The sequence below is a fragment of the Nocardia sp. NPDC050799 genome (assembly GCF_040654015.1).
In the GTDB taxonomy this organism is placed as follows: Bacteria; Actinomycetota; Actinomycetes; order Mycobacteriales; family Mycobacteriaceae; genus Nocardia.
Genome location: NZ_JBFAHF010000010.1, coordinates 115674 through 133471, shown reverse-complemented (window position 1 = coordinate 133471; position 17798 = coordinate 115674). Strand labels below are relative to the sequence as shown.

Below are 17798 nucleotides of genomic sequence, written 5' to 3'. Positions count from 1 at the left end.
CGATCCGGTCGTGGTTGCGGTTCACCGGTTCGGTGGGCCCGCTCGGTATCGCCACCGCGATGCTGTGGCTCAGTGTGATCGTGTTGTTGCCGCTGGCCGCACTGACCTTCAGCGCGTTCGACGACGGCTGGTCCGGGTTCTGGGGCGCGGTGACCGACCCGCTGGCCTTGGCGTCGCTGCGGGTGACGGTGCTGGTCTCGCTGGCGGTGGCGCTGCTGAACGTCGTGATGGGCACGATTATCGCCTGGGTGCTGGTCCGCGACGACTTCCCGGGCAAGGGTCTGGTGAACGCGCTGATCGACCTGCCGTTCGCGCTGCCCACAATCGTCGCCAGCATTGTGCTGCTGGCCCTGTACGGACCGCAGAGCCCGGTCGATGTTCATCTCAACGCGACCCGGCCGGGCCTGGTGGTGGCGCTGGCCTTCGTGACGCTGCCGTTCGTGGTGCGCTCGGTGCAGCCGGTGCTCATCGAGGCCGATCGCGAGGTGGAACAGGCGGCGCTGTCGCTGGGCGCCGACAACTGGACGACCTTCCGCCGCGTGGTGCTCCCGACCCTGGCGCCGGCCATCATCAGCGGCGGCGGCCTGGCCTTCGCGCGCGCCATCGGTGAGTTCGGGTCGGTGGTGCTGATCGGCGGCAACATCCCCCGTGAGACGCAGGTGGCCTCCCAGTACATCCAGCAGCAGATCGAGATCGACCGTCCGGTGAACGCGGCGGCGGTCTCGGTGGCGCTGCTGGTGATCGCGTTCGTCGCGCTGCTGGTGCTGCGGGTGTTCGCCGAGCGGACGGCCCGCAAGGAACGTGAGGCCCGATGAAACTGTCCGCTCCCGGCCGGATCACGCTGCGCGTGCTCGCCCTCGGCTACCTGTTCGTCCTGCTGGTGCTTCCGCTCGGGATCATTCTGTACCGGGCGTTCGGCCAGGGGATCGGGGCGTTCCTCGATCAGATCAGTACGCCCGCCGCCATCTCGGCCTTCAACCTCTCCATGATCATCCTGGTGATCGTGGTGCCGGTGAACGTGATCCTCGGCGTGGTGATCGCTCTGGCGCTGGTACGCGGCGATTTCCCCGGCCGCCGGTTGCTACAGGGCATCGTGGACCTGCCCTTCGCGGTCTCGCCGGTGGTGGTCGGCGTGGCGTTGATCATGCTGTGGGGTGTCGACGGCTGGTTCGGTGTGGTCACCGACTGGGGTTTCCAGGTGATCTTCGCGCTGCCGGGCATGGTGCTGGCGACCATTTTCGTCACCATGCCGTTCGTGGTGCGCGAGGTGGAACCGGTGCTGCACGAGATCGGCGACGATCAGGAACAGGCGGCGGCGACCCTGGGGGCATCACGCTGGCAGACCTTCTGGCGGATCACCGTCCCCGCCATTCGCTGGGGGCTGACCTACGGCGTCGTACTCACCGTGGCCCGCGCGCTGGGGGAGTTCGGCGCGGTCATCATGGTGTCGTCGGGGTTTCCTGGTGTATCGCAGACGCTGACGCTGCTGGTGCACGAACGCTATATCAATGATCACAACGATTTCGGCGCGTACTGCGCCGCCACTCTGCTGATGGGACTCGCGCTCGTCACCCTGCTGTTGATGACGCTCCTGGAACGTAAGCGGAACGCATCTTGATTGTTTATGCCGGAGGCTGCCGATGATCACCGTGACCAATGCGCGCAAGAACTACGGTTCGTTCGCCGCCCTCGACGATGTCAGCCTGGACATCCCCGCCGGCGAGCTGACCGCGTTGCTCGGTCCCTCGGGGTCCGGGAAGTCGACCCTGCTGCGGTCGATCGCGGGGCTGGAGAATCTCGATTCCGGGGTGGTGACCATAGGCGGCCGGGATGTGACCCGGGTACCACCGCAGAAACGCGATATCGGTTTCGTCTTCCAGCACTACGCGGCGTTCAAGCATATGACCGTCCGCGACAATGTGGCCTTCGGGCTGACCATCCGGAAGCGGCCGAAGCCCGAGATCGCGAAACGGGTCGACGAACTGCTCGGCATCGTGGGCCTCGACGGTTTCCAGCACCGGTATCCGGCGCAGCTGTCCGGCGGGCAGCGGCAGCGGATGGCGCTGGCCCGGGCGCTGGCGGTGGACCCGCAGGTGCTGCTGCTGGACGAGCCGTTCGGCGCGCTCGACGCGAAGGTCCGCGCGGATCTGCGGACCTGGTTGCGGCGCCTGCACGAGGAAGTACACGTGACCACCGTGCTGGTCACCCACGACCAAGAAGAAGCCCTGGACGTGGCCGACCGGATCGCGGTGATGAACGCCGGCCGGATCGAGCAGGTCGGCAGTCCCGAAGATGTCTACGACCGGCCCGCCGGCGAGTTCGTCATGTCGTTCCTGGGTGCGGTGGCGCGACTCAACGGGCATCTGGTGCGGCCGCACGATATCCGGGTGGGCCGGGATTCGAATATGGCGCTGGCCGCCTACGAGGGCACCGCGGAATCGGCGGGCGTCACCCGGGCGACGGTCGAGCGGGTGGTGCGGCTCGGCTTCGAGGTCCGGGTGGAGTTGCGCAATGCCGCCACCGGCGACCTGTTCACCGCCCAGGTCACCCGCGGTGACGCCGAGGCATTGCGCTTGGCGGAGGGAGAGACGGTCTACGCCCGCGCGACCCGGGTTCCCCATCTGCCGGTGTGGTGATCGAGGGCGTCGCCCTCGGTACCGCGAGATCGGGCCTCTCGTAACCCCGGGTCTTCACTCCGGTGCCGGAGTCGCTGCGCCAGGATTCTGGGTGGGCCCGCCGGTGTCGTCCATCCGGAATGGACGCGAGCGGTGGCCGGATGGCACCGCGGGCCACGAGGTGTATTCCGTGCTTCTGGCCGGTGCGATCACTGCACCCCCGCGCTGAGCTGGAGTGATACTCGCCACGTCCACGGTGTGATCCGGCCGCCGGGGGTAGTCGTGTTGACGTACCCCGGCGTAGCTGTAACTATGGGAAACAGTTAAGCCCGAATCATCGACGAGAGGCAGTGACGATGACGTCTTCAGCCACCACGGTCTCCGACGACCAACTGGTCGCGCAGGCTCAGGAATACGCGGAGAAGCTGTTGCTGCTGTCGGAGGGTTCGGTCAACCGGAACTTCGATCCCTTCACCGATATCGACTGGGATCATCCCGACTTCGCCCCCGACGCCCGGCCGGAGCGCTGGATCCTGCCGGTTTCGGGGGATACGGTCGGCCGCCATCCCTGGTATCAGGCGCTGCCGCACGAGAAGAAGATCGCGCTCGGCAAGTACCGCCAGGCCAATGTCGCCAAGGTGGGCCTGCAGTTCGAGGCCATCCTGATCAGCGGCATGATGCAGCACATCGTCGGCCTGCCCAACGGTGACCCGGAGTTCCGCTACTGCTCCCACGAGATGATCGAGGAACACAACCACACCCTGATGTTCCAGGAGATGGTGAACCGGATCGGGGTCGACGTCCCGGGTATGGGCCCGCTGGTGCGTCAGATCCGGCATATCGCCGTCCCGGTGGCGGTGGCCTTCCCGAACCTGTTCTTCATGGCCGTTCTCGGCGGTGAGGAGCCGATCGATCACATCCAGAAGGAAGTTCTGCGCTCCGGCGAGGAAGTGCATCCGATCATGCGCGGTGTGATGGCCATCCATGTGGCCGAAGAAGCACGGCACATCTCCTTCGCGCACGAATTCCTCAAGAAGCACGTGCCGGAGTCCTCGGCCCGGAACAAGTTCGTGCTGTCACTGGCCATGCCGATCGTCATGTGGATCCTCGGCCGTGCCATCGTGACGCCGCCCAAGGCGTTCTTCGACGAGTTCGATATCCCGGAGAGCGTGCGTAAGGAACTGTTCTACGGGTCCGACGACGCCAAGCAGACCTTCAGCGACTACTTCGGCGACGTGCGCGCCCTGGCCAAGGAGATCGGCCTGATGAACCCGGTCGCCAAGCGGGTGTGGAAGGCGCTGGGGATCGACGGCCACACCACCCGGTACCGCTCCGAGCCGCTGCGCGCGGTCTCCGGCAAAGCGGCCTGAGCGGCGGTAGTACCTCCATGCCCTACGTCGTCACCCAGTCGTGCTGTAGCGACGCGTCCTGCGTCTACGCCTGTCCGGTCAACTGCATCCATCCCACCCCGGACGAGCCGGATTTCCGGACGGCGGACATGCTCTATGTCGATCCGGCGGCCTGCGTGGACTGCGGCGCCTGCGCCTCGGCGTGCCCGGTGGACGCCATCACCTCGGTGAAGAAACTGACCGCCGAGCAGCAGCCGTTCATCGAGATCAACGCCGACTTCTACCGGCAGGTACGCCCCCGCCCGCTGCTGGCACCACCGGTGCCGGCGCCGGCGATCGACACCGCCGGGCGCGGGCCGCTGCGGGTGGCCGTGGTCGGCTCGGGACCCTCGGCCATGTACGCGGCCGACGAACTGCTCACCCAACCCGAGGTGCGGGTGACGGTGTTCGACCGGCTGCCGGTGCCGTACGGGCTGGCCCGATACGGTGTGGCCCCGGACCACACGAAGACCCGGCAGGTGGCCGACCTCTTCGATGTGATGTCGGAGCAGCCGGGCTTCGGGTCCTACTTCGACGTCGAGGTGGGCAAGCACATCTCGCATGAGGAACTGCTCGCCTACCATCACGCGGTCGTCTACGCGGTCGGCGCGTCGACCGACCGCAAACTCGGTATCCCGGGTGAAGGTCTGGCCGGGAATGTCTCCGCCACCGATTTCGTGGCCTGGTACAACGGTCACCCCGACCATCTGCACCACGATTTCGATCTCTCCCGGCGCCGGGTCGTCATCATCGGCAACGGCAATGTCGCGCTCGATGTGGCGCGCATCCTCACCAGCGATCCCGAAGCGCTGGCCGGGACCGACATCTCGCCGGTCGCGCTCGAGGCGCTGCGGCGCAGCAGCGTGGAAGAGGTCGTGGTGCTGGGCCGGCGCGGCCCTGCCGAATCGGCGTTCACCGTCCCGGAGTTCGTCGGGTTGTTCGGCGCGGATGTGGATATCGTCGTGGACGGCGAACTACCTCCGCCCACGGCGGGCCTGTCCTATCAGGTCGAGCGCAAACTGGATCTGCTGCGCCGGGCCGCCGAGCGCCCGCCCGGCGGGCGGCGGCGCATCGTCTTCCGCTATCAGAGCGCGCCGAGCCGCATCCTCGGCCCCGATGCCGTCACCGGGATCGAGGTGGAGCGCACCGATCCGGTGCTCGGTGAGGACGGGCGGGTACGCGCGGTGCCCACCGGCGATCTCGATCTCCTGGAGACCGGGCTCGTGCTCACCTCGGTGGGCTACCGGGGAGTGCCGACGCCGGGCCTGCCGTTCGACGAACAGCGCGGGATCATCCCGAACCAGGCCGGGCGGGTGCTGGAGGCGCCGGACGGGGCGGTGTTCCCGGGCACGTATGTCACCGGCTGGATCAAGCGCGGGCCCACGGGGTTCATCGGTACCAACAAGTCCTGTGCCCAGGAGACGGTGCAGCAGCTGGCCGACGATTTCAATGCGGGCCGCCTACCCGAACCCGCGGGCAGCGCGGCGGCCTTCGACGGCCTGTTGCGCGGTCGCCGGCCGCAGGCGCGGCCGGGTGGAGCGGTACTGCGCGCCGGGCAATCGGCACGCCACCGCCTCTTCGGCCGCCGCTGAATCCGCTGCGCGGCGGACCACGTAACCCTTATCGTGGCCCGCCGCGGAGTCGCTCGCGCACCGGCTCCGGCGCCACGCGCACGACCACCCGGTCCTTTTCCTTCTCCTCCTCTTCAGCTGTCCTCGGGAAGACCGCGCCGCCGCTCGGATACGACTTCCTCTACCGCAGGACCCAGCGCGTGCACCGTCGGCAGGTGGTTGGAAGTCTTTCCGCCGCTGGTGCCGCACGGCCTCCGGATCCGGGAGGGGGTCAGCGGAAGTCGTGCGCGTGGTCCATCGCCCAGTCCGCGAACGTCAGCCCAGGGCGGCCGGTGACCTCCTCGATGATGGTCGATACCTCCGGCGGCGCTTCTGTCCCCGCCTGCCACCCGGCCAGGACGGCCTCGACGCCGATCGCGGGCATGGTCTCGCTCAGTTCCGCGCGGGCCCGGTCGACGGAGACCACCTCGACGGCGATCTCCCGGCCGATGGCCGCACCGATGTGCTGGACCTGCTGCCGCAGGGTCAGCGCCGCGGGTCCCCACACCGAATAGGCGCGGCGCTGATGGCCCGGCTCGGTCAATGCGGTCACCGCCAGTGCCGCCATGTCGCGCTCGTGGACAGGTGCCGTCCGCGCTTCGGGATAGGGCAGGCGGACCCTGCCCTCTTCGCGAATCGACCGCTGCCACCACCACAGTGCGTTCGTGGCGAACATGCCCGGCCGGATGAACGTCCACCCCAGGTCCGACTTCTCGAGGGCGGTTTCGACAATGCGGTGGGATCGGGCGATCGGGTTCTGTTCGGCCTCGCTCTGCAGGATGGCCCCGGACGACAGCAGGACCACGTGCCGGACTCCGGCGGTCTCGGCCGCCGCCACGAATTCGCCGATTCCGTCCGGCATCGCATAGAGAAATACGCGTTCCGCGTCTTCGAGTGCGGCGGGCAGTGTTTCGGAGCGCTCCAGATCGGCCGCTACGACCTGTGCGCCCGGTGGGAAGCCCGCCGGGTCGGGTTCCCGGCTTGTCAGGCGGACCGGCCCGCCCTGCGCTACGAGTGCCGCCGCGACGCGGCGGCCGACATTGCCCCTGGCTCCGAAAACGACTGTGACCATGGCGGAAGCGTATGTCGAAGGCTTACTGAGAGTAAGAACATACCTCTGGGTAAGCTACTGGTATGGCAGTCGGTTTCCAGGCCCGCAAGACCGCCCGGCCCGCGAAGAGTGACGCATTCAACAGCGATTGCCCCGCCCGTGAGGTGCTCGACCACATCACCAGTCGCTGGGGAGTACTGATTCTGACGGCATTGGGACGTGGGCCGTTACGGTTCTCCGAACTGCACACCACGATCGGCGGGATCAGCGAAAAAATGTTGTCGCAGACGCTGCGCACACTCGTGCGGGACGGGCTCGTCTCGCGCATCGTCGAGCCCGTCAGGCCGCCGCGCGTCAGCTACGAGCTCACCGACCTCGGCCGTGGTCTCACCGTGCCGATGCAACAATTCCTGGACTGGATCCGCCTGCACACGATCGAGGTCGTGGCCGCCCAGCGCCGCCACGACCGGAAGAGCTGACGGCACGGCGGTGCACCGCAGCACTCGGCGCGACACCCTGTTCTCGTCACCGGGACCGCGCGCGGCGCCGGTCGGCTCACTCGGCTCACCCGCGCCGGGCGAAACGTTTGGCGTACGCGGTGATCGGCGCGGTCTCGACCTGCTCGACTCCGGGTAGCCTCCCGATCCGCTCGCTCAGATAGCCGTACAGGGTGGCGGCGTCGCGGCTGAGTGTGACGGCGAGCAGATTGTGCCTGCCGGTGGTCGCGCCGAGATAGGCCGTTTCGGTGTCCGCGGCAAGGCTCGCGGCGACTGTGGTCAGCCGCGACGGGGTGACCGAAAGCCACAGCAGGCACTGTGCGGAGAAGCCGAACAGCGCGGGCTCCACTTCGACGTCGAACAGCAGCATCCCGGCGGCCCGCAGTTCCGTCAACCGCCGCCGCACCGCGGATTCCGACCAGTCGACGTGCCGCGCCAGGTCCGCGTAGGCTGTCCGCCCGTCGCCGGACAGGGTGCGGAAGAGCCTGCGGTCCAGATCGGTGAGCCGAACCGGATCGGGGGCCGCGGTATCGGGCGGGTAGATCCCGGCGAGCTGCTGCTCGGTGAGTGCGGACATACGCCCGCGCCAGCGGTGGTTCATCAGATGGCACAGCAGGCGCTGGGCGGTCACCTCGACGATGCCGGAATGCGCACTGAGCATTGCCAGCGGTGCCGCACCGTTGCCGGGAACCCGGAACAGGCAGGCGATCTCGGTGCCGCCGGATAACTCGGTGACCCAGGCGGTGTCGTGGCGGCCGGCCAGAGCTCGCGCCACGCCGGCGGCGGCCCGGGGGTGGACCCGCAGGCGCACCAGCCACTGGGTGTCCGCGGCGAGATGGCTGTGCGGTACGGCGCTGACGCGGAGGGCGCCGGCGGCCCGGAGCCGGCCGAAACGGCGGGCGACGGTTCGGTCCGAGACGTCCAGAACAGCGGCGATCCTGCTGAACGGCACGCGCCCATCGATCTGCAGGGCGTGCAGCATGCACTGGTCGAGCGTGTCCAGCATGACCGATTCCACCGGATCAGGATAGGGCGATCGCCGATACCGTCCACGCACGCTGGACGGTATCGGCGGTAACGAGAACGGACCCACGGGGCGGGGTTTCTTCGCCTCCGCGCGCGGCGCCTACGGTGCGGCGCTCTTCTTCCCGGCTACAAAGTACGCACCAATCATCCACTGGCACAACGTATTAGAGGGAGACCGCCCGCACTGTGACGATAAGAGGTGCGCTCCCCGAAAAGTATTTGTACGGACGGTATTCCGGCCAATTAATGCTTGGCGATATGGCTACCTATCCGTTACCGGCGGGTAGGGTCGGCGTTCGATCAGCGCTGCGTCACCGGGGTTTACGAATCCATCGGACCAGGGGAATATCGAGTGCTTCGCTTCAGTCCTATATACGAGCTGATCAAATGCCATTTTTTCGGCTCTGTATGCCGTCTCCGGCCGGTGGGTAACACCGCTCCGTTGCGGGAAAGCCGCTCCGTAACTTCGGATTTACTTCTCGATTATTCGATGTTCGGACGAAGTTCCAGCTAACCTGTGGTCGCTGTTTGGAAGACGACCGCGCCCATGGCTCTTTCGAGGACGTGGTCACGGTGCGTTGACGGGATGGCAGATGACTTCTGGGCTGGGTATCAGCATCGGTACGGTGAACGTGGTCTCGGCGCGGGTCGGGGCACAGGACGCGCGGCCGGTGGTCCGTACTCGACGGACCGCCGTCGGATTCGACAGCGGAGGCACCGCGAGACTCGGGGGGATCACCCGGTTCTCCACGGCGATAAACGAATTCGCCGATCTGGGCCGGAATCCGGAATCGGTGTACGTGGACGGGCGGATCTGGTCGCCGGCCACCATCTTCGCCTCGGTGGTCCAGGGTCTGGTGGCCGCCGAACCGGCGGCCGGGGTGGTCGCCACCCACCCGGCCGGGTACAGCCGCAAACAACTCGGACTACTGCGACAGAGCCTGGATCTCGCCGGGGTCGGTCACGTCGAGCTGGTCCCGGAGCCGGTGGCCGCCGCGCACTGGCTCGATACCGAACACGGGCCGTTGGACGCCGGGTTCGTCCTGGTCTACGACCTGGGTGGGAACAGTCTCGATGTCGCCGTGGTACGGACCGGGCCGGACTGGCCCGATCATCCGGTGGTCGGTAACGCGGTCCGCTCCTATGACTTCGGCGCCCGGCCCCTGGGCGCGATGATCGCGCGCTGTGCCGGCGATCGGGCCATCGGGCCGGTCGAACCGGGCACCGGTGCCGTATCGCTCATGTCCTTCGTGAACCCGGAGGGTCTGCGGCGTGAACACGTGCGGGATTCCCTGGAGGTGGTCCGGGCCGCGGTGCGCTCGGCCGGTGTCGGGCTCTCCGATATCGATCGAGTGCTGGTGGTGGGCGGCGCCGCGCGACCCTCGCAGGTGGCCGAAACCCTCGCCGAACTGGGCCTGCCGGTGACCGTCGCCGCCGATTCGGGGCAGTGCGTCGCACTCGGTGCCGCCGCGATGGCCGCGGAGAGCGTGGCACCGGCGGTCGCGCACGGGTTGAAACATCCGCCGATCTTCTCCGGCGCCGCCCTCTTCTCGGCGGTCGCCATGTCCGCGGCCACCATCCTCGGTAGCGGCCCGGCGGATACCGAACATCTAGACCAGGACCGGGTTCCGCTGCGGAGTCCGGGGGCGGTGCAGTTCGAGATCCACGGTGAGGCCCGGGTGGAGCGGTCGGACACCGGATGGACGGTGTCCTATGCGCCGTTGCGCGCCCCCGCGGTGATCACACCCGCCGCGATGACAGGGCTGTACGGGCCGCCCATGCCCGGTCGTGCACCCGCTCCGGCGAAGTCCGCTCCCGAAGGGCCCGCGGACGCCGGGTCCGGAACACACCACACCCGACAGGACGAACACCCCGAAACCCGGCCGCGGCACGATGATCCCGCGCGATTCGGCCATCCGCCGTTCGAGTACGGCGGTGTCCAGCCTCCATCGCGCACCGGCGCGGGCCCGGATCGGCCCGCGCCCGGTGACAACGGACCGGGCAGCCCGGAACCGGGTGATCCGCCGGTGGTGGACGAACCGGACGGGGATACCGGCGGGCCGGCCGATGGTGGTGACGAATCCGGCGGCGCCGGTGGATGGTGGCCCGGGACACCGGGCTCCGGAGACAACACCACCGGTGGCGGCTGGACCGGCGGTCTCCCCGATGGCGGCTGGACTGTTCCGGGTGGGGCCGGCTCGGGTGACGACAGCGGCGGTGGCGCCGACTCGGGCGGTGCCGGCTCGGGTGACGACAGTGGATACGGTCCGGGCGGCGGCGGGGCGGATGACGACAGCGGCGGTGGTCTCGGTTCGGGCGGAGCGAAATCGGGTGACAACAGTGGGAGTGGATACGGCACGGAGGCTCCGGGCGCCTCCGGCGGTACGCCGAGTGGGGGCGCCGGATCCGGTACCGACCCCGGCGAAACCTCCTCCGGTCATGCCGGAGGATCCGATTCCTCCGCCGCGGGCGGACCCGGTGACTCCGGCGGGTCAGGTGACTCGCACGGTTTCGGCGGGCGTTCGGGATGGAGCGGCGGCGGTTCGGATTCCGGCACCTCCGCCGGTGGTCCGGATTCCGCCGGCGGTTCGCACAGCAACGGGTCCAAGTCCGAAGGCTCGAATCCCGGCGGCGATGGTGGGTCCTCCCGCGGCGGAAACTCGCGCGGCGGGTCCTCCCGGGGCGGAGCACACCGCTGAGGCGCCGGGTAACGGCCGACCGGCGCGAGCCGTACCGGAAAACTCGGTGCGGTCCGGCGTCGAAGCACGGCACAATCGATGAGGTGGACATTGACGGGGGCCCACCGCGGCTGATCGCGCTCGATGTGGATGGGACACTGCTGAAAACCGGTGCCCGGGTGAGCGCCCGGGTGACCGCCGCCGTGCGCGGGGCGGTCGGGTCCGGCGCGCACGTCGTGGTGAGCACCGGACGGACGGTGATCTCGACCCGGCCGGTGCTCGACGAACTCGGCCTCGTCCAGGGACACGCCATCTGCTCCAACGGCGCCGTCCATATCGATATCGAGCAGGCCCTCCCGGTGTCGGTGCACCATTTCGACCCCGCGCCCGCGGTCACCGCGCTGCGCCGGCTGTTCCCGGACATGATCTTCACCGCCGAACGGGTCGGCGAGGGATTCTGGGCCACCGGAATGAGTCCCGGCGAGTACTACGCCGGCGGTGATTACGTGGTGGTCGACGACCTCACCCTGGGCAGCGAACCCACGCCGCGCCTGAACTGCTGGTGGCCCGAGGGCGCCCCGGAGGAGATGCACCGGCTGCTGGAAGGGCTGGCGTTACCGGAGATCAGCTGGGTCTACGGCGAATTCGGCCCCTGGCTCACCATTTCCCGGCACGGGATTTCCAAGGGGTGGGCGCTGGAACATCTGCGCCGCCTGCTCGATATCCCACGCGAGGCCACCCTGGCCATCGGGGACGGCTTCAACGACCGCGAAATGTTCGCCTGGGCAGGGCATTCGGTGGCAATGGCAAACGCACCGGTCGAACTCCACGGTCTCGTCGACGAGGTCACCGATGATGTCGCGGCCGACGGGGTGGCCGCGGTGCTGGAGCGCTGGTTCTGAACTCGGTCCCTCGGGGTCGGCCGGCGATGTGACGGTTCCGCAGGTGATCCGGGAGGCCGGCCGTGTTGTGCATCGGCCGGCCACGCACGGCGGCGGTGTGCACAGGCCCGGTAGTAGTGGCCGACCTCAGGCCGACAGTGGCAGTGCGCCTGCGAGCGCGGCGTCATAGCGGTCCCAGACGATCTCGGCGAGCGCCGGGTCCGGGCCGAGGACCTCGGCGTGCGGTAGCAGCGGATCCTGGTCGCGCAGCCGGTCGGTGAGCAGGCCCGGCGCCAGGAACCAGGGAGCGACGAGCACGCGGTCGGCGCCGCGGGCCCGGAGTCGTGCCGCCGCCTGCCCGAGCGTGGGTTCCGCAGTGGCGAAACATACTTCGGTGGGATGGCCGGTCCGGTCCGCGAAACGGCGGGCCAGCCGGGCGGTCCGGCGGTTCGCCGCCGCCGCGGACGAGCCGACGGCGGCCAGGGCGATACCGAGCCGCGCGGGCGGGCCGTCCCAGCCGTGCCGCTCGCGCACCGTCCGCACCCGCTCGTACAGCACCTCGATCAGCCGCGGGTCGGCGCCGAACACTTCGGCCTGGGTGAGCCGCAACCCCGGGTTGCGGGCGGCGGCCCCGGCCAACAGTGCGGGCAGGTCCACGCGGGCGTGGAAGGCGCTGCCCAGCAGTAGCGGGACCACCACCGCGTCGGTTTCGCCGGTGGCCGCCACCGAGTCGAGTACCTGCCCGACCGAGGGCGCGTTCAGGTCGAGGAAGGCGAGGTGGGCCGGCGTCCCGGGGCGCGCGGTCCGCACCCGCTCCACGAGCGCGGCGACGGTGGCGGCCGACCGGGGATCCCGGCTGCCGTGTGCCACCGCTACCAGCGTGGGACTGCCCGGCATCAGACCTCGGTTCCGACCTCGACCGCGGTGAGCACATCCCCGACCAGGCCCGCCGCCAGCGTGTTCCCGCCTGCCGGGTCGATGAGCAGGAAACTGCCGGTGTGCCGGTTGGTCCGGTAGTCGTCGGCCGCGATCGCCTCCGCGACTCGCACCGAGATCCGGCCGATATCGTTGAGCGCCAGCGTTTCCGGGTTCGGGTCGGCGGCCAGGCGCTGCTCGTCGAAACGTTCGGTGAGCGCGCCCACGATCGCCTGCGTAGTCCGGGTGCCGTGCTTGAGCAGCAGCCGGGCACCGGGGCGCAGCGGTTTGTCACCGAGCCAGCACACGGTGGCGTCGAAAGTATCGACGGGTTGCGGGGCGTCGCCGGGTGAGGCGATGGTGTCACCGCGCGAGATATCGACCTCGTCGGTCAGCACCAGCGTGACACTGCGGCCGGCCTGGGCGACGGCCAGTTCGCCGTCGGGGGTGTCGATCCGTTCGACGGTCGTGCGGATACCGGAGGGCAGCACCACCACCTCGTCGCCGGGGGCCACCGAACCCGCCGCGATCTGACCCGCGTAACCGCGGTAGTCCGGGTATTCCGGCGTGCGCGGCCGGATGACGTATTGGACCGGGAAGCGCAGGCCCACCGCGTGTTCGCCGGTGTTGTCCGCGTCCACCGGTACCGATTCGAGATGATCGATCAGCGACGGGCCGCTGTAGTACGGAGTCTTGTCGGAACGGGCGGCGATATTGTCGCCGTGCAGCGCCGACACCGGGATCTCGAGTACATCCTCCTCCGACCAGCCGAGGGTCCGGGTGAGGTGGGAGAACTCCGCGGAGATCTCCGCGAAGACCTTGGCGGCCGCGGCCTGCCGGCCCTGTTCGCTGGGCTCGTCCCCGCCGATGAGGTCGATCTTGTTCACCGCCAGCACCAGCTTGGGCACACCCAGCAGCGCCAGGACCGCCGCGTGCCGCCGGGTCTGCTCGATCACGCCCTTGCGGGCGTCCACCAGCAGGATCACCAGCTGGGCGGTCGACGCGCCGGACACGGTGTTGCGGGTGTACTGCACATGACCGGGGGTGTCGGCCAGCACGAACGACCGCTGCGGGGTCGCGAAGTACCGGTAGGCGACATCGATGGTGATGCCCTGCTCACGTTCGGCCCGCAGACCGTCCACCAGCAGCGACAGGTCGGGGGTGGACAGGCCCTTGTCCACCGACGCCCGGGTCACCGCGTCGATCTGGTCGGCGAGCACGGATTTGGTGTCGTAGAGCAGGCGTCCGACCAGGGTGGACTTGCCGTCGTCGACAGAACCGGCGGTGGCCAGCCTCAATAGGTCGGACATATCAGAAGTAACCCTCTCGTTTGCGGTCTTCCATGGCGGCTTCGGAGACCCGGTCGTCGCCACGGGTCGCGCCGCGTTCGGTCAGCCGGGAGGCGGCGACCTCGGCCAGGATGGCCTCGTTGTCGGCGGCGTCGGACAGGATGGCCCCGGTGGTGGAACCGTCGCCGACGGTGCGGTAGCGCACCGAACGGGTCTCGAGCGCCTCGCCGTCGCGCGGACCACCCCAGACACCGGGGGTCATCCACATACCGTCGCGCTGGTACACCGGCCGCTGGTGTGCGTAGTAGATGGTGGCCAGTTCCACGTTCTCGCGGGCGATGTAGCGCCAGATATCGAGTTCGGTCCAGTTCGACAGCGGGAACACGCGGACGTGTTCGCCCGGCGCGTGCCGGCCGTTGTACAGGTTCCACAGCTCGGGTCGCTGGCGTTTGGGATCCCACTGACCGAACGAGTTGCGCAGCGAGAAGATCCGCTCCTTGGCGCGGGATCGTTCCTCGTCGCGGCGACCGCCGCCGAAGACCGCGTCGAAACGGTGCTCGGTGATGGCCTCCAGCAGCGGCACGGTCTGCAGCGGGTTGCGGATACCGTCCGGGCGTTCGGTGAGCCGGCCATCGGCGAGATAGTCCTCCACGCTCGCCACGTGCAGGCGCAGGCCGTACTTCTCGACCACATGATCGCGGAACTCGAGCACTTCGGGCAGATTGTGCCCGGTGTCCACGTGCAGCAGCGCGAACGGCAGCGGCGCCGGCCAGAAGGCCTTCAACGCCAGATGCAGCAGGACGGTGGAGTCCTTACCGCCGGAGAACAGGATCACCGGGCGTTCGAATTCACCCGCGACCTCGCGGAAGATATGGATGGCTTCCGATTCCAGCGCGGCCAGGGTGTCGAAATCCGAGAGTCCGACGGAGCGTTCGGTGGTGATGGCTTCGGTCATGAGGCGTGTAACCCGCATTCAGTCTTGGCGAGGCCGGCCCAGCGGCCGCTTCGCGGATCGGAACCCGGCTCCGGCTTCCGCGTGCACGGAGCGCAGCCGATGGACGGATATCCCTCCTCCACCAGAGGATTGACGAGAATCGAATGCTTTTCGATATAGGCCTGCATCTCGTCGTCGGACCAGGGCGCGATCGGGTTGATCTTCACCAGCCCGAAGCCCTCGTCGAAGGAGATGAGCGGGGCGTTCGCCCGGGTGGGGGCCTCGACCCGCCGGATTCCGGTGACCCACGCGTTGTAGGGCGCCAGCGAATTCGTCAGCGGCACCACCTTGCGCAGGCGGCAGCATTCGTTGGCGTCGCGGGCGAAAAGATCCTTGCCCAGCAGCGCGTCCTGTTCGGCGACCGTCTGCTCGGGGCGGGCGTTGACCACGTTCACCCCGTATACCGCCTCCACGGCGTCCCGGGTGCCGATGGTCTCGGCGAAGTGGTAGCCGGTGTCCAGGAACAGGACGTCCACACCGGGCCGGACCTGGGCGGCCAGCTGCACCAGCACCCCGTCCTGCATATTCGAGGCGACGATATAGCCGCTGCCGAAATTCTCGTCGGTCCAGCGCAGCAGCTCGTCGGCCGTGGCATCCGGGCCGAGTTCGGCGGCACCGCGCTCGGCCAGCGCCCGGAGTTCATCGGCGCTCAGTTTGGTGGGCAGCGGTTTCTGCTCGGTGGTCACAGTGGGTTCTCCCGTCACAACGCTCGCGGGTTTCATCGCAGATCGGCTTCCTCGGCACGAACGGCCCACTGCGCGAACCGTTCCCCGCCTTCGCGGTGTTTGACGAAATTGCGGACCACACGCTCGATGTAGTCGCCGAGTTCGGCGCTGGTCACCTTGTGCTGGCGCAGTTTGCGTCCGAAGGCGCTGTCCAGGCCGAGGCTGCCACCCAGATGAACCTGGAAGCCCTCCACCTGATTCCCGGCGCCGTCGTCGACCAGCTGGCCCTTGAAACCGATATCGGCGATCTGCGACCGGCCGCAGGAGTTCGGGCAGCCGTTGATATTGATGGTGATCGGGACGTCGAGTTCGGCGTTGATATCGGCCAGCCGCTGTTCCAGCTCCGGCGCCAGCACCTGGGAGCGTTTGCGGGTTTCGACGAAGGACAGTTTGCAGAATTCGATCCCACTGCAGGCCAGCAGGTTGCGCCGCCAGGCCGAGGGACGCGCCTGCAAGCCCAGCGGTTCCAGCTCGGCGATCAGCTGATCGATCTTGTCGTCGGCCACATCGAGCACGATGAGCTTCTGGTACGGCGTGAACCGGATCCGGTCCGACCCGGCGCGCTCGACCGCGTCGGAGACCGCGGTGAGGACGCTGCCCGAGACCCGTCCCGCGATGGGGGAGAAGCCGACCGCGTTGAGTCCGTTGCGCAGCCGCTGCACGCCGACATGGTCGATGGGGCGGCTGGGCTGCTCCGGTGCCGGGCCGTCGATCAGCTTGCGCTTCAGGTACTCGTCCTCGAGCACCTGGCGGAACTTCTCGATACCCCAGTCCTTGATCAGGAATTTCAGCCGCGCTTTGGTGCGTAGCCGGCGATATCCGTAGTCGCGGAAGAGCGAGACGACCGCCTCCCAGACCTCCGGCACCTCGTCCAGCGGCACCCAGGCGCCCACCCGCTGGGCCAGCATCGGGTTGGTGGACAGTCCGCCACCGACCCAGAGGTCCAGACCGGGTCCGTGCTCGGGATGCTCGACGCCGATGAACGCGACGTCGTTGATCTCGTGCACCACGTCCTGCTGACCGGAAATGGCGGTCTTGAACTTACGCGGCAGGTTGGAGTATTCCTTCTTGCCGATGTAGCGGCGCACGATCTCCTCGACCGCGGGCGTGGGGTCGAGAACCTCGTTCAACGCTTCCCCGGCCAGCGGTGAGCCGAGTACCACGCGCGGGCAGTCGCCGCAGGCCTCGGTGGTCTGCAGGCCCACACTCTCGATCCGCCGCCAGATCTCCGGGACGTTTTCGATCTCGATCCAGTGGTACTGGAGGTTCTCCCGGTCGGAGAGGTCGGCGGTATCGCGGGCGAACTCGGTGGAGATCCCGCCGAGGGTGCGCAGCTGCGCGACGTTCAGCGCGCCACCGTCGCACCGGATCCGCATCATGAAGTATTTGGCTTCGATCAGGTCGACGTTCTCGTCGCCGGTCCAGGTGCCGTCGTAACCCTGCTCACGCTGGGTGTAGAGGCCCCACCAGCGGAAACGGCCGCGCAGATCGCCCTTGTCGATACTGTCGAAACCGTTCTTCGAGTAGAAGTTCTCGATCCGGGTGCGGACATTGAGCGGGTTGTCGTCCTTCTTGGACTGCTCGTTGGGATTGAGCGGTTCGCGATAACCGAGCGCCCACTGCCCCTCGGCGCGGCGGCGCACCGGTTTGCCGGTACGGGCGCGCGTGGGCCGCTGGGCGGGGGCCTCGGGCTTCGCGATGGGATCGGCGTCGGTGCTCGACGTCATGAAGTGGCTCCTGCTTGTGGTCGTACATCCGGGCTGAAGGCGCGAGGGACTGGCTCGCGCCCGCGGTGTCAGCGGGCCGAAATCCTCGAAGGGGAATCGCCGGAAATCCGGGGAGGGCGCAGCTGAGCTACCGGGCAGAACCGGGCAGACAACAGGCGCTGCAGACGCGCTTGTAGTCGACGTGGCGACGTGCCACAAGTCGTACTCCGGATGCGCGCATGCGACCTATTGTGCCATGCCGGACCCCGCGTTCCGACCGCCCTACCAGTATTTCCCGCGAACAAGCGGGAAATTCCCTGGTTCTGCGAGTCTATTTGTGACGGTCGTCATATTTTCTCTGGTGGGGGTAGCCGGGGATGCCCCCTATGGGCTGGGCGGAGTTGACCTCGAGTTCACTCGAGG

Annotated in this window: 16 protein-coding genes; 8 read left to right on the top strand and 8 right to left on the bottom strand. The window is 68.3% G+C overall.

What is annotated here, in order from left to right:
- Nucleotides 1-59: 59 nt before the first annotated feature.
- The 5 genes from cysT (at nucleotide 60) to AB0H42_RS13055 (ending at nucleotide 5595) form a co-directional block, all read left to right on the top strand.
- Complete coding sequence (gene cysT / locus AB0H42_RS13075; protein ID WP_357054534.1) at nucleotides 60-815, top strand: sulfate ABC transporter permease subunit CysT; 756 nt, start codon at nucleotides 60-62, stop codon at nucleotides 813-815.
- The gene (gene cysW / locus AB0H42_RS13070) at nucleotides 812-1618 is read left to right on the top strand and encodes a sulfate ABC transporter permease subunit CysW (RefSeq protein WP_357054323.1); all 807 of its coding nucleotides are present in this window, start codon (nucleotides 812-814) and stop codon (nucleotides 1616-1618) included. The genes cysT and cysW overlap by 4 nt, the downstream gene beginning before the upstream one ends.
- A 22-nt stretch (nucleotides 1619-1640) precedes the next feature.
- Nucleotides 1641-2636: a sulfate ABC transporter ATP-binding protein gene (locus AB0H42_RS13065; protein ID WP_357054320.1), complete on the top strand. Its 996-nt coding sequence runs from the start codon at nucleotides 1641-1643 to the stop codon at nucleotides 2634-2636.
- A gap of 335 nt (nucleotides 2637-2971) precedes the next feature.
- Nucleotides 2972-3985 carry a diiron oxygenase gene (locus tag AB0H42_RS13060; protein WP_357054317.1) on the top strand — a complete coding sequence of 338 codons (1014 nt, stop codon included), beginning with the start codon at nucleotides 2972-2974 and terminating at the stop codon, nucleotides 3983-3985.
- Nucleotides 3986-4002: 17 nt separating this feature from the next.
- Entirely contained in the window at nucleotides 4003-5595 is a 1593-nt protein-coding gene (locus tag AB0H42_RS13055) for an FAD-dependent oxidoreductase (RefSeq protein WP_357054314.1), read from the top strand.
- 250 nt (nucleotides 5596-5845) lie between these two features.
- Here AB0H42_RS13055 and AB0H42_RS13050 read toward each other — a convergent pair whose 3' ends face one another.
- Nucleotides 5846-6685 carry an NAD(P)H-binding protein gene (locus AB0H42_RS13050; protein WP_357054311.1) on the bottom strand — a complete coding sequence of 280 codons (840 nt, stop codon included), beginning with the start codon at nucleotides 6683-6685 and terminating at the stop codon, nucleotides 5846-5848.
- Between the two features lie 62 nt (nucleotides 6686-6747).
- Here AB0H42_RS13050 and AB0H42_RS13045 point away from each other — a divergent pair, with 62 nt between their 5' ends.
- The gene (locus AB0H42_RS13045; protein WP_357054309.1) at nucleotides 6748-7143 is read left to right on the top strand and encodes a helix-turn-helix domain-containing protein; all 396 of its coding nucleotides are present in this window, start codon (nucleotides 6748-6750) and stop codon (nucleotides 7141-7143) included.
- 85 nt (nucleotides 7144-7228) lie between these two features.
- Here AB0H42_RS13045 and AB0H42_RS13040 read toward each other — a convergent pair whose 3' ends face one another.
- A complete protein-coding gene (locus AB0H42_RS13040; protein ID WP_357054306.1) occupies nucleotides 7229-8179 on the bottom strand; it encodes an Lrp/AsnC family transcriptional regulator in 951 nt (316 codons plus the stop codon).
- Nucleotides 8180-8780: 601 nt separating this feature from the next.
- Between AB0H42_RS13040 and AB0H42_RS13035 the strand changes: the two genes are divergently transcribed.
- The gene (locus AB0H42_RS13035; protein ID WP_357054303.1) at nucleotides 8781-10886 is read left to right on the top strand and encodes an Hsp70 family protein; all 2106 of its coding nucleotides are present in this window, start codon (nucleotides 8781-8783) and stop codon (nucleotides 10884-10886) included.
- Between the two features lie 83 nt (nucleotides 10887-10969).
- Nucleotides 10970-11767: an HAD family hydrolase gene (locus AB0H42_RS13030; protein ID WP_357054301.1), complete on the top strand. Its 798-nt coding sequence runs from the start codon at nucleotides 10970-10972 to the stop codon at nucleotides 11765-11767.
- Between the two features lie 126 nt (nucleotides 11768-11893).
- Here AB0H42_RS13030 and AB0H42_RS13025 read toward each other — a convergent pair whose 3' ends face one another.
- The 6 genes from AB0H42_RS13025 to AB0H42_RS13000 all read right to left on the bottom strand — a co-directional run bounded on the left by AB0H42_RS13025 (nucleotide 11894) and on the right by AB0H42_RS13000 (nucleotide 17616).
- Nucleotides 11894-12643 (bottom strand): CbiX/SirB N-terminal domain-containing protein, encoded by a 750-nt coding sequence (locus AB0H42_RS13025; RefSeq protein WP_357054298.1) that lies wholly within the window; start codon nucleotides 12641-12643, stop codon nucleotides 11894-11896.
- Nucleotides 12643-13971: a GTP-binding protein gene (locus AB0H42_RS13020; RefSeq protein WP_357054295.1), complete on the bottom strand. Its 1329-nt coding sequence runs from the start codon at nucleotides 13969-13971 to the stop codon at nucleotides 12643-12645. Before AB0H42_RS13020 ends, AB0H42_RS13025 begins: the two co-directional genes overlap by 1 nt.
- Before the next feature lies 1 nt (nucleotide 13972).
- Nucleotides 13973-14905, bottom strand: coding sequence for a sulfate adenylyltransferase subunit CysD (cysD, locus tag AB0H42_RS13015; RefSeq protein ID WP_357054292.1), 933 nt, complete (start codon nucleotides 14903-14905; stop codon nucleotides 13973-13975).
- On the bottom strand, nucleotides 14902-15630 hold the full coding sequence (locus tag AB0H42_RS13010) for a phosphoadenylyl-sulfate reductase (RefSeq protein WP_357054289.1): 729 nt from the start codon (nucleotides 15628-15630) through the stop codon (nucleotides 14902-14904). The genes cysD and AB0H42_RS13010 overlap by 4 nt, the downstream gene beginning before the upstream one ends.
- A 32-nt stretch (nucleotides 15631-15662) precedes the next feature.
- Nucleotides 15663-17396 (bottom strand): nitrite/sulfite reductase, encoded by a 1734-nt coding sequence (locus AB0H42_RS13005; protein WP_357054286.1) that lies wholly within the window; start codon nucleotides 17394-17396, stop codon nucleotides 15663-15665.
- Nucleotides 17397-17523: 127 nt separating this feature from the next.
- Nucleotides 17524-17616 (bottom strand): Ms4527A family Cys-rich leader peptide, encoded by a 93-nt coding sequence (locus AB0H42_RS13000; protein ID WP_357054283.1) that lies wholly within the window; start codon nucleotides 17614-17616, stop codon nucleotides 17524-17526.
- Between the last annotated feature and the right edge of the window lie 182 nt (nucleotides 17617-17798).

What these genes read in the sequence shown, in the direction of transcription:
- cysT (WP_357054534.1), top strand. Translation starts at nt 60, where the DNA reads ATGCTGTGGCTCAGTGTGATCGTGTTGTTGCCGCTGGCCGCACTGACC.
- cysW (WP_357054323.1), top strand. Translation starts at nt 812, where the DNA reads ATGAAACTGTCCGCTCCCGGCCGGATCACGCTGCGCGTGCTCGCCCTC.
- AB0H42_RS13065 (WP_357054320.1), top strand. Translation starts at nt 1,641, where the DNA reads ATGATCACCGTGACCAATGCGCGCAAGAACTACGGTTCGTTCGCCGCC.
- AB0H42_RS13060 (WP_357054317.1), top strand. Translation starts at nt 2,972, where the DNA reads ATGACGTCTTCAGCCACCACGGTCTCCGACGACCAACTGGTCGCGCAG.
- AB0H42_RS13055 (WP_357054314.1), top strand. Translation starts at nt 4,003, where the DNA reads ATGCCCTACGTCGTCACCCAGTCGTGCTGTAGCGACGCGTCCTGCGTC.
- AB0H42_RS13050 (WP_357054311.1), bottom strand. Translation starts at nt 6,685, where the DNA reads ATGGTCACAGTCGTTTTCGGAGCCAGGGGCAATGTCGGCCGCCGCGTC.
- AB0H42_RS13045 (WP_357054309.1), top strand. Translation starts at nt 6,748, where the DNA reads ATGGCAGTCGGTTTCCAGGCCCGCAAGACCGCCCGGCCCGCGAAGAGT.
- AB0H42_RS13035 (WP_357054303.1), top strand. Translation starts at nt 8,781, where the DNA reads ATGACTTCTGGGCTGGGTATCAGCATCGGTACGGTGAACGTGGTCTCG.
- AB0H42_RS13025 (WP_357054298.1), bottom strand. Translation starts at nt 12,643, where the DNA reads ATGCCGGGCAGTCCCACGCTGGTAGCGGTGGCACACGGCAGCCGGGAT.
- AB0H42_RS13020 (WP_357054295.1), bottom strand. Translation starts at nt 13,971, where the DNA reads ATGTCCGACCTATTGAGGCTGGCCACCGCCGGTTCTGTCGACGACGGC.
- cysD (WP_357054292.1), bottom strand. Translation starts at nt 14,905, where the DNA reads ATGACCGAAGCCATCACCACCGAACGCTCCGTCGGACTCTCGGATTTC.
- AB0H42_RS13005 (WP_357054286.1), bottom strand. Translation starts at nt 17,396, where the DNA reads ATGACGTCGAGCACCGACGCCGATCCCATCGCGAAGCCCGAGGCCCCC.
- AB0H42_RS13000 (WP_357054283.1), bottom strand. Translation starts at nt 17,616, where the DNA reads ATGCGCGCATCCGGAGTACGACTTGTGGCACGTCGCCACGTCGACTAC.